Annotated in this window: 7 protein-coding genes; 4 read left to right on the top strand and 3 right to left on the bottom strand. The window is 54.8% G+C overall.

Going from position 1 to position 11,011, the window contains the following annotated elements; translation table 11 throughout:
- The first annotated feature begins 92 nt into the window (after positions 1-92).
- Positions 93-5,897, top strand: coding sequence for an autotransporter outer membrane beta-barrel domain-containing protein (locus QMM04_RS17525; protein WP_282996627.1), 5,805 nt, complete (start codon positions 93-95; stop codon positions 5,895-5,897).
- Positions 5,898-5,993: 96 nt separating this feature from the next.
- Here the strand turns inward: QMM04_RS17525 and QMM04_RS17520 are convergent, their stop codons facing one another.
- A complete protein-coding gene (locus QMM04_RS17520; RefSeq protein WP_282996626.1) occupies positions 5,994-6,683 on the bottom strand; it encodes a B3/4 domain-containing protein in 690 nt (229 codons plus the stop codon).
- A gap of 43 nt (positions 6,684-6,726) precedes the next feature.
- On the opposite strand from QMM04_RS17520, the gene QMM04_RS17515 reads away from it, so the two are divergent.
- Complete coding sequence (locus QMM04_RS17515; protein ID WP_282996625.1) at positions 6,727-7,320, top strand: helix-turn-helix domain-containing protein; 594 nt, start codon at positions 6,727-6,729, stop codon at positions 7,318-7,320.
- 179 nt (positions 7,321-7,499) lie between these two features.
- On the opposite strand, the gene panB is transcribed toward QMM04_RS17515, so the two are convergent.
- Positions 7,500-8,300 (bottom strand): 3-methyl-2-oxobutanoate hydroxymethyltransferase, encoded by an 801-nt coding sequence (gene panB, locus QMM04_RS17510; protein WP_282996624.1) that lies wholly within the window; start codon positions 8,298-8,300, stop codon positions 7,500-7,502.
- A gap of 65 nt (positions 8,301-8,365) precedes the next feature.
- Positions 8,366-8,980, bottom strand: a complete 615-nt coding sequence (locus QMM04_RS17505) for a LysE family translocator (protein ID WP_282996623.1) — start codon at positions 8,978-8,980, stop codon at positions 8,366-8,368.
- 179 nt (positions 8,981-9,159) lie between these two features.
- Here QMM04_RS17505 and QMM04_RS17500 point away from each other — a divergent pair, with 179 nt between their 5' ends.
- Entirely contained in the window at positions 9,160-9,612 is a 453-nt protein-coding gene (locus tag QMM04_RS17500; RefSeq protein WP_282996622.1) for an Lrp/AsnC family transcriptional regulator, read from the top strand.
- Positions 9,613-10,401: 789 nt separating this feature from the next.
- The gene (locus QMM04_RS17495; RefSeq protein WP_282996621.1) at positions 10,402-10,749 is read left to right on the top strand and encodes a hypothetical protein; all 348 of its coding nucleotides are present in this window, start codon (positions 10,402-10,404) and stop codon (positions 10,747-10,749) included.
- The last annotated feature ends 262 nt before the right edge of the window (positions 10,750-11,011 follow it).

The following is an 11,011-nucleotide window of genomic DNA, read 5'->3' as shown; positions in this document are numbered from 1 at the left end:
CGGTGGAGTTAAAACCTTATACGCCTGAATTAAATGATAATAAGGTCGGTGCATATTGCTTATGCAATGGCAGCACGCAAACGCTGAGCGGCTTGCCGCAGTTTGCGCCTGGCGAAAGCGGTGCCAGCAGCGTCACATTGGGCGAATTGCAAAGCGTGGGTCGTATCATCAATGACAACCTGATTGGCGCGCCGCGTTTGCGGATCGGCGAACAAAAACATGTGGTCAGCGTTTACTATCCCGGCACCGATGCCACCCTTAGCTATGAAGTGGTGAATTCCGATGAGATCGTTGAACTGCCCACGGTCGGTTTAAATCAGGTGGTGCCGGATTATTACGACGTCAATGATAAACAATATATTAATGCGCGCATTGCTTCGGTAAGCAACGGCATATTAAATATCGACATCGGTGAACAGGGCGCTGCAACAAATTCCACAACCAACGGCTGGTCAATGGCGTCTAAACAGAGCCAATTATTTGCCGCCACCCAAAAAGGGAATATCAATTGGAACTCCGATAACCGTATTACCTTTACCGCCGCAACGCCGCCTTACGGTGGCGATCGTCTGGCTTACGATGTTGGCGGATTAGTCGAATATCCACAATACGTCACCGTCAACGGTAATTTTGGTTTCAGCGAAGAGTATTACGTGAATAGCCTGAACGATCTGCGCGCCTACAATAACGCGCTGATTAGCCTGGTGATCAACGGCCAACTCGACATCAGCGATTATCGCACCCAACTTGACAAAGGCTACGCGCTGCGCGAAGGCCGCGTGGTGTATCGCATGAGCACCAATAACGTTGGTGATGAAGTTGCTGTACCGCTGAATGATCAGGTGGTGTTGAGTGCCGACGGTGCGAACGCCAGCGTGAAAATTAATCGCGGGAAAACCCTCGAAGTGATGAACGGCGGCAGTGCGGTGATGCGCGCCAGCAACGGCGCACAAGCCACAATCAACGGCAAGCTCGCCAGCACCACGTCGGGTTTGGAATTGCTTAACCACGGTCGCGGCCGCAACAACGGCACCATCAATCTCGGCTTTATTAATAACATCGATGGCAGCGGCGTCGATAGCAGCACCGTCGGCAACGCCGGGCGCGGCATTCTCGCCAGCAATCGCAGCCGCTTTAGCAATTACGGCGTGATCAACTTCCAGCCGGGCAGCGGCGACAGCCAGGCGCTGTGGCTGTTTGATTCACGCGCCGTTAACCACGGCAACATCAATATAGGCGTGGCAGACATCACCGAAAGCGGCTCGGCGGTTGGCGTGCTGGCTAGCGGTTCCGGCGGATTTACCAACGCGCAGGACGGCGTTATATACGTCGGTCGCACGCCGCAAAACAGCAAAACCGATCCCACCGAAGATGTAGCGGTGAATCTCAGCGGCGGCGTGAGCGCGGTGGTGGCGTCGGGCGACGGACGCGCGGTGAACAACGGCCAAATCGTGCTCGGTTCTAAAGTACAAAACGCGGTAGCGATGCGTGCGCAATATGGCGCGGACGCGCTGCTACGCAACAACGGCGTAATCGACATCAACGGCCAGGCGCAAGTGCAGCCCGCCGAGAACATCGGCATGTTGGTGGTTGATGCGGGCAGTAACGGGAACGTGGGCAATGCGGGCACCATCAACCTTAATGGCTACAACAGCACCGCTCTCAAAGTGATCGCCAACGCGGGTGAAAGCGCCAAAGCGTATTCGCGTGGTGCGATCAATATCACCAGCGATGCCGACCGCTTTGCCTTTTCCAATAACACCGCCGTTTGGGCGATTGGCACAGCGGGCGGCAGCGCCGTCGCTAATATTAGTGGGCCGATTCGCCTCGGCGGCAGTGATGCGATTGGCATTCGCGCCGAAGGCAATGCCACGGTGAACGTTAGCGCCAACGCGATTCCGGTCGCCGTGCCGCGCGATATTTTCTCGCTGCAACGCCAGATCAGTTTTTACACCAAAGGGGAAAACGCCAAAATAAATCTGCCGAAAAACGGCAGCTACAGCTCTGAGGTTCACGGCGGCACTATTTTCCGCGTGGAAGATGGCGCAGATTTTGACGGGCGCGGATTAACGCTAGCGGCTAATAACTCCTTCGCTACCGGAGTGTTTGGCGGAGGCGCGGGAACGGAGGTGAATACCAACGGTGCAACCTTCAATATCGCTGACTTTGCGCAAGGTTTACAGGTGACGCACGGCGCGCATGGGCTGATCAACGCCGCCACGCGCTTCAATATGAACGGCGTGTCAGCGATAGCGGCGATTGTTGATGGCGTGCAGTACACGCTGCAAGGCGTGGAAATCAATCCTGCCACGGATTTCGATACCGATACGCAACTCACCAACCATGCGGCAATCAGCGGCGGCGCCAACCAGCAAATCGGATTAATTGCCCGCAATCAGGCGCAACTAATTAATACCGGCAAGATCAGCTTAAGCGGCGTCGGCACCACCAGCATTTCCGCTGAGGACGGCGCGAAAGTTACTAACAGCGGAGAAATTAACGTTGGCGGGCGCAGCCGAGGATTGTTTGCTGATGGTTTACCCTTCCTCGGCGACCGCACCACGCTGACCGAAATTTTTAACACCGGAACCATTAATGTTCACAGCGGAGAAGATCTCACGCCGCTCAATGCTTATGGCTTAATTTCTTACCATCAGCTGGCGCGTATTAATCAAAACAGCACCATCAATCTGTACGGCGGCGGCGCGGTCGGCGCCTATGCTTTCGCCGGTGGACGCATTACGTTCGGCGCGGACAGTCGCGTGGTGTTTAATGATGATGAACAAACCGGTTATCGCGCCGCTGGCAACGGTACGCGCATAGTCAGCAACGGTAACAATGCGAATGTGAGCACCGCGAATTCAACGCTATATGAAATCAGCGGTGGCGCGTGGCTGTACACGCAAGGTTTTGGCAAAGTCACGCTGAGTGGCAACAACAGCATCGGCATTCAGTTATCTGGCGCGGAATCGCTGGTCAGCAGCACCGATAATTATCTTACCACCGGCTATAACGCGACGGTGATGAACGCCAGCGATGGCGCGCAGGGCGTCATCACCAGCAGCATTCAACTTAACGGCCCAAATAGCACGGCTGCGCGAGCCAGCGGCGAAGAAGCAGAAATCTACGCCGCTTCAACTATCGCGGGCAACGCGGATTACGCCACGGCGTTTGATGTCAGCGGCAATTCGCGCATTTTCAATCAGCCCAATGCATCAGTGATCCTGACGGGGCCGAGCAGCACCGGCGCACGTGTTTCTGGCGGCGGTAACTTCATCAACCGCGGCACGATTCAAATCAACTCGGGAACCGGCGTGGACGTCACCAGCGGCTTCGGTCAATACACGCCTATCAACAGCTCGCTGCAGGTCAATAACGGCATCGCCGCGTTGCGCGTTGGCGACGGCGGGACGATGAATGTGCTGGGCGATGGACAAGGTAACAGCGCGATTCAGGCCAGCGGCAGCGCGGACGGCGTGCTGCTGGATGAAGGTGCGCAGGGCTTCGCCGCCAGCAATGTGATTATTGGCAGTTACGGTAGCGGTAGCGTGATCAATAACCGGGCAGAAACCGCCAATATCTCGTTGAACAACGTGATGTTAGATGTCACACGCGGTAACGGTGTACGTTCGGCAACTTCGTTTGATCCTAACGGCAGCGCGCTGATCAACGTCAGCGGTTCGGGCACCGGTTATCGCTTTGAAAACGCCAATGGCTCAACCACCAGCAACGATCTGGTGATTGGGCCGGAATATTCGATTGTGGTAACAGGAACCGGCAATGGCGTGATCGCCAACACCCGCGGCAACGTGATTTCTCAGGGCTTGATTGATATTCAGGCAGCGAACGGCGGCTCGGCGATTGTCACCAAAACCGCCAGCCAGGTGATTAACCAGGGCACCATCAGTTCACAAAGTCGCGTGGCGCCGCTGATCGACATGCGCGGCGGGCAAACGGTGCTTATCAATGAAGGCACCATTAATGCGCCGTTCCCTGATCAGGTTGTCGTGGCAGGCGGTGCGACCGATGACGTCATTGCGCTGTTGGATGGTGCGGTGGTCGGCGATGTGAACACCGGCAACGGACGCGATGAACTGATTGTCACTGGCGGCACCATCAAAGGCAGTTTGACGATGGGCAGTGGCGCGGCTAATCAGGCCACTGTGCGGAAGGTGAGTCTGGCTGATACGCGCCACATCACCACGGAAAATGGCGCGGGCAGCACGCTCAATCTCAGCCAACTCAAGGCTCGAGGCGGTTCGTTCGCCAGCGATGATGCGGCAAAAGGGACCAATCTGGGTACAGGCTGGAGCACGCTGAACTTCCACAAAACTCAATGGACGTTAACCGACAACCTCAAACTGGCGCACAGCACGATTAACGTGGATGCGGGAAGTACGCTGTTCGCGGGTGACAGCGTCCATCCGCTGCTGCAGGGCGGAACCAGCGATTCGCTGGTGGTGAATAACGCGGGCACCCTGGATCTCACCAACGGCGGCAACACGGCGGCGAATACGCTGACGATTGACGGCGAACTGGCATCGGCGGGCGGCAGCGTCAAGCTGAACGCCACAGCAGCAGGCAGTGATGTGGTGCTGGTAAATGGCGCGGCATCAGGCGTGACGAAGATTGAAGTAAAACTCGCGGGAGCACCGCTGTTCGACAGCAACGGCGATGGTGTGATCACTGCGAACGAAGGTGTGTCGCTGGCGCAGGTTTCCGGCAGCGCGAATGCCAACAGCTTTGCGCTGAAAAGCAGCTATATCGCATCCGGACCGTGGCAATACGGTTTATACAGCTTCGCACCGGGCAGCAATGACGCAGCCCGCAGCGCGTGGGATTATCGACTGGCGAACGTCCTCGTGTGCGAAGACGGCGGCCTGTGCCAGCCGACAGCAGGCAGCGCACAAAGCGTTGCGCGTCTGGCGGTAACGCCGCAGGTGCCGTCCTACATCTCTGCGCCGGTTGGCCTGGCTTATTACTCGCTGGCAATCACCGACGATCTGCATAAACGCCTCGGTGAACTGCGCCAGCAGCAGGCCAATCCGGATGCGGTTGGCGGCGAGATGTTTATCCGCTACATCGGCTCCAACCTGAAATACCAGACCAGTCAAAGCGTCAGCCATTACGGCTACGACTTCGATCTCGACTACAGCGCGGTGCAACTCGGCGGCAACGTCATTCGCGTGGATGGCGCGGACAGCAGCCTGCGCGGCGGCGTGGCCTACACGCGCGGCAACACGCGTATTCGCCCGCACGCAGCAGATGGCTACAGCTCGACCAGCTTCGACAGCGACACGCTGTCGCTGTACGGCACCTGGCTGCGCGACAGCGGTTTTTACGTGGACGGCTCGCTGAGCTGGGGCTGGCATCGCGGCGCGACTGATATTGCACGGCAGAAAGAGGTCGCCAAACCAAAAGGCAACGGCTGGACGGCTTCGATTGAAACCGGTTATCCGCTGGAAATGGGCGGCGGCGTGCGCATCGAACCGCAGGCGCAGGTCACCTGGCTGCAAATGAAGATGGACAGCTTCACCGACCGCGATAACACCCGAGTTTCCTACGACGATTACAGCCAGACGGTTGGCCGCGTCGGCGCGCGCTTGGATAAAAGCTGGCAGGACAGCAGCGCGAATCAGTACACGCCGTATCTGCGCGTGAATTACACGCAGGGATGGGGCGGCACCGCGAAAGCGAAGATCGGCGCGGCGGATGTTGGCGGCGATAAAACCTTCGACAGCGGCAAGCTCGGCAAAATGTGGGATGTCGGCGTGGGCGGCACCGCAACGGTAAACAAGGATGTGGCGCTCTACGCCGAAGCGGATTACCGCAAAGAGATCGACGGCAACGGTGCGAAAGGCTGGCGTTATAACGCGGGCGTGCGCTGGTCGTTTTAATTGAACCGGTCGCCGTTATGGCGACCGAAAATATTTGCGGACTCTTAACGGGTAATGTAGGTAATCAATCTGACTGAATACGATTTAACCCTTTGTTCAAAAAGTACTTATTAACTTAATTTCAGACCGCATTCCCGGCATCATAACCTCCAGTCCATCTGTCAGCATTTGCCCTGCATCATGCAGGGCCTCAATCGGCATCTCTGGCAGGCTTTCAAGGATGAACCACATGTGCTTATCCGAAGAGTTTAGTCGCGTTCTTATGCCCTGGCGCCAGTTCCAGCGACGGCATGTAACGCCAAGATCGTCACACCAAACCACCTCTCCGGCATCGGGCTTTTCCATGAAGGGGATGCCATCTTTGAGGGTGTCAAATGATTCACTGCCGTCGGAAATAATAAGACGGGGCGCGCCACGATAGGCGTCCAGATTTTCACCACCAACTGGAACGGCATAGCGCAGACTCACTGCGTTATAAAGATCCACCACCGGATCTAAGGCCGTCATAAAGCCGTCACGCAAAACACGTTTTCGAAGGGCCTCTGCCGAACAAGGCGTACGCTTAGGCTTCGCACCAAAGGCGCGAAAAGTCTCAGACCATGCATTCAGATGCGCTTCTGCCCAGACAGGTTGTCCGTTGAGTACCTCTGCACAGGCTATGCGCAGCGCTTCTTCACCTAAGCTGACGTTGACCAGTGGAGCAGCAGATACGCTAATGCTGAGCGCACGAAAGCCTGGTGCCAGGCGGGCAACGTCGGGACTGATTGACGGATGAGCTGAAAACATTGAATAATCCTGTAATGACCGTTTTAGATTATGATAGTGACCAATGAACAAAAAAGTCAATATAACGACCGGTGCTGATGCTTCCAGAATTAATGAAGCTCTCTCCGCTTCTCTGAAGCAGTATCGCAGCCAGAAAAAAATGTCGCTTGATGAACTCTCGCGTCTGGCGGGTGTGAGTAAAGGAATGCTCGTTGAGATTGAAGCTTGCAGGGCAAACCCCAGCATCGCAATCCTCTGTAAGCTGGCCGCAGCGATGGGCGTTTCGGTAGCAGACATTGTAAACGTCGCCAGTAAACCCAATGCGCATCTCATTGCTGCTGAAGATATCCCCTGCCTCTGGCATGGCGAAAGCGGTGGCGCCGCTCGACTGCTGGCTGGTACCAGCGGACCGGACATGATCGTGCTTTGGGAGTGGAAGATGTATTCTGGAGAGATATTCGATTCTCCAGGGCACTCTGATGGCACCTGCGAACTTCTGCATGTTGTGCAGGGCACGCTTCAGCTGACTTTAGGGGAAGAGCGTTTGACTGTAAGTGAAGGTTCTTCTGTGATCGCCCGGACAGACCTGCCACATAGTTATAGCTGCATTGAAGGCTCATTGCAGTTCACGATGACGGTAAGTGAACGTGTGCGTTGAAGATTCACCATCACGAATAGTGAAGGTCGAGACATCCACTCTGGTTGCTCAATGGCAATGTAGTCTCCATAAAGGGGCTAGACAGCTTTACCTGACCTTGGCTGCAACCAGCCTTACTGAGGATTGATCAAGACATCGCCGAATGTTAAGCCGCTTAAACAAGCGGCTTTTTTAATGAATTATTCAGAATAACAGTGTTCCGGGGCAGGGAATGTGCCGTCTTTTACGGCGACAATGTAGCTTTTTACCGCGCCCTGAATGTCGTCCTGCCCTTTCATGAAGTTTTTCACGAACTTTGGTGCTCTACCGGTCATGCTCAAGCCAAGCATGTCGTGCAGCACCAGCACCTGTCCATCAGTATCCGGACCTGCTCCGATGCCAATGACCGGCACGGATACAGCCTCGCTAAGCGCCTTGCCCAGAGAGGCGGGGACGGCTTCGACCAGCACCATTGCCGCACCGGCTTCTTCTAACTTTTTCGCCGTTTCAATCAGGGAGGCCGCCTGGTCTATATCACGGCCCTGCACCTTAAAGCCGCCAAAGACGTTAACCGACTGCGGGGTTAGTCCGATATGGGCGCAGATCGGAATACCATTGCGGGTAAGTTGACGCACCGTGTCGCACAGCCACTCTCCGCCCTCAATCTTAACCATCTGCGCACCGGCCTGCATCAACTGCGCGGAGCTGCGCAGTGCCTGATCAGGCGAGGAGCAGGTCATGAAGGAAAGGTCGGCGATGATGAAGCCGCCGTTATTTCCACGCTTTACGCAGGCCGTATGGTAAACCATATCTTCCAGCCTGACCGGCAGGGTGCTGTCATGGCCCTGCAGGATCATTCCCAGCGTATCGCCGATAAGAAGCATCTCAACGCCTGCCGTGCTCAACTCGTGTGCAAACGTGGCGTCGTAGCAGGTAAGCATGGTGATTTTCTCGCCACGCTGCTTGAGGTTTTTCAGATATGTCAGTGTGATTTGCGGCATGGTGTTCTCAGCTAAATCGTAACAGGCGAGTTCGTGCGGCGATGCGCCGCAGACTTGAAAAGGGTTCAATAAAACTGTTCTGCCATCAAAAGAACCGCGATGATCATCATCATGCCGCCGGAAATCCGACTGACATTATGCGCAGCGCGCGGGCGTGACTGGAGAACCTTACCTGAGCCAAAGCCTACGAGCAGGTAAACGACCCCGCAACTGACCACATGAACCAGTCCCAGCGCAGTCATCTGCAGCGGAAGCGGCCAGAGAGAATGGCCGTCAGTGAACTGGGGCAGCAGGGCTACGAACAGCAGAAAGACTTTTGGATTGAGCCCGCTAATGCAGAAGCCTTTAAGCGCCCATTTCAGGCGCGAACCGGCATCCTCATCCTGAACCATCATCGGTGCTGACGGGTGGCGCAGCATACCAAGGCCAAGCCAGAACAGATAGCCCGCCCCGGCAATGGTCAGGCTCGTCAGTACGCCCGGCGCGCCTGCAATGACTGAGCCGACGCCCGCTGCCACAATGAGCGTAGCTACAATATGGCCGCTCAGCATGCCGGCCACCGCCGGAAGCACACGTCGTCCGTTGATACCTGCTGAAATAGCATATGCCCAGTCGGCACCAGGGGTGATCACAAAAAGGACTGAAACCGCCCAGAACGCAGCAAACATAGTTAGAGACATGCGACCTTATCCTCACAGACCTCATATATGCCCGGCCCTATAACATCGTTTGAAAACTTCATTTACTGAATCTCCTATCAGAATTACACATTATAAAGTGAAGAAAGAATATCGCTATATGTGTGGAATGTGCTTTCATTTGCAGGGCTAAACAAACGTAAATCGGGAGATTTTCAGGAATGGACAATGCAGACTGCAATATTCTTGCTGAGCTTCAAAGAGATGGCAGGATTTCGCTCACTGACCTGGCGGAGCGGGTGGGTATTAGCCTCTCATCCTGCCAGCGGCGGGTAAGGTCTCTGGAACAGGATGGCATTATCAGTGGCTACCGGGCGAATCTCGAACCGGCAAAATTCGGACTGAACTTTTCAGCGATTGTTTTCGTTACCCTGCGCGATGGGGACCGGCAGGCTGTTAGTAACTTCGAGGACGCGGTAAAAGAAATACCGCAAATTATCCAGGCGCAGCGCCTGTTTGGTGACCCGGATTATCTGCTTCATGTTATCACCCGTGACCTGTCGGCTTTTCAGGAGCTGTATGATGAAAAACTCTCCGGTATGCCAGGCGTGCAGCGGCTCACCTCAACGCTGGTTATGAAAACGGTTGTGAAAGATCGCGCACTGCCTATCTGACGCTTGTGCAGGGCCTCAGCCATTCGAATTTTTTCAAAAAGTTTTTTGTCATCGAGAAAATGTTGCGCTGAGGGGCTGTACAAAAGTCGAACCTTCGGGCGGGCTTTCCGCCGGGGTGGCGTTTTTTGTTGCGTGACATCGTGTTGCAGAGACTCCATTCCATGGAACTATGATTACTGGGGTGCTGGATTCAATCAGGGCGATTCGGCGTCTTTCAGCTCACGTAGTTTGCGCATTACGGGCCTGACGTCGTTGGTGGCGTACTCCATTGTGTTCAGGTAGATCATCTGACTTTTGTCAAAACAGCCCCTGTGAAAACGGAGGCGGAGCCCGGGCAGACATACCAGCAATGCGGCTCCCTGTGTCCTGAGCTTTTCAGTATCTGACTCGGTATCGTTGCGTAAGATCTCCCAATCCAGACCCCGCTTATCGATAGCAGCCTGAACGGCGTCAACGTAGTCATCCTCCTGGTATTGTCTAAACGGCTTTCGCCCGGCCCCATAAACAGGTATCAGGCCCTGTAGCGGGCTTGGCATGTAAATCAGGTAAATTTTATTCAATGTTGTCTCCCTTAAGCCGGTTTTATGACACCTGGAAGTGCGAATGGGAAGGCCGAAAGTCCACTACTCCCTGCTGATAAATGTCTCGAAAAAGCTTCTTGTTAACCGACTGGACTGATCGCAGACGGCTATCACTTTATGAGAATTTGTTCAGGCTAAGTAAATGATATGTGATAATGATAATCACTTCCATTGTTAAAGGTCTGGCGACGACTACAGGGATGAGCCGATGCGTTTATTTTTTATAATTTTGGGCATCTGCGTGATGGGCACTTTGGGACTGGTTGCGCTTATCTATATTGACGCTGAACTTGGCTATCAGGCCGATCTGAAAGCGTGCCCCAAGGTGACACCACAGCAAGTCGTGGCTGCGGTGGTTCAGGATGTCACGCGCAGAGACAGTCATACATTCGGGCGTTTTAATCTCAGTGCCGACGATGTGCATATCGACCGGGATGACGTACAGATAGGTCCCACTATTGCAGGCGTACCCTTCAGGATAACGGCAGGTCCGGGCCGGGAATATTTTGCAATGCCACGATGTTCTGATCTGTCTGATATTGAGTACGGCGGATGAAAAACGCTAATGCAAAGGTGATTGGAGAATGCATCCGAATCAGGGCGGCTGGTCAGTTTCAGTGCTGGTCGGTCAGGAAGTCGAACTCCAGGCAGAATCAATATATTCCCTCAAGCGACAAGTAGACATCCTTTAATGTGCAGTCAAATCAAACCTGGCGGTGCGATAGCTGGATATTTGTCTACAAATTCTGAGCAACGTGCCGATTAACGTTATTCAACTTTCGAAAGGATGCGGCATGCTGAAGTCGTTTATGAACACC

The sequence above is a fragment of the Pantoea sp. Pa-EAmG genome (assembly GCF_030024295.1).
Taxonomy (GTDB): domain Bacteria; phylum Pseudomonadota; class Gammaproteobacteria; order Enterobacterales; family Enterobacteriaceae; genus Pantoea; species Pantoea dispersa.
Note: the sequence above shows the minus strand (reverse complement) of the source record. Positions and strands in the feature narration are given on the sequence as shown.

Coding starts and splice junctions, on each gene's coding strand:
- QMM04_RS17520 (WP_282996626.1), bottom strand. CDS start 6,683: ATGTTTTCAGCTCATCCGTCAATCAGTCCCGACGTTGCCCGCCTGGCA.
- QMM04_RS17495 (WP_282996621.1), top strand. CDS start 10,402: ATGCGTTTATTTTTTATAATTTTGGGCATCTGCGTGATGGGCACTTTG.
- QMM04_RS17505 (WP_282996623.1), bottom strand. CDS start 8,980: ATGTCTCTAACTATGTTTGCTGCGTTCTGGGCGGTTTCAGTCCTTTTT.
- QMM04_RS17515 (WP_282996625.1), top strand. CDS start 6,727: ATGAACAAAAAAGTCAATATAACGACCGGTGCTGATGCTTCCAGAATT.
- panB (WP_282996624.1), bottom strand. CDS start 8,300: ATGCCGCAAATCACACTGACATATCTGAAAAACCTCAAGCAGCGTGGC.
- QMM04_RS17500 (WP_282996622.1), top strand. CDS start 9,160: ATGGACAATGCAGACTGCAATATTCTTGCTGAGCTTCAAAGAGATGGC.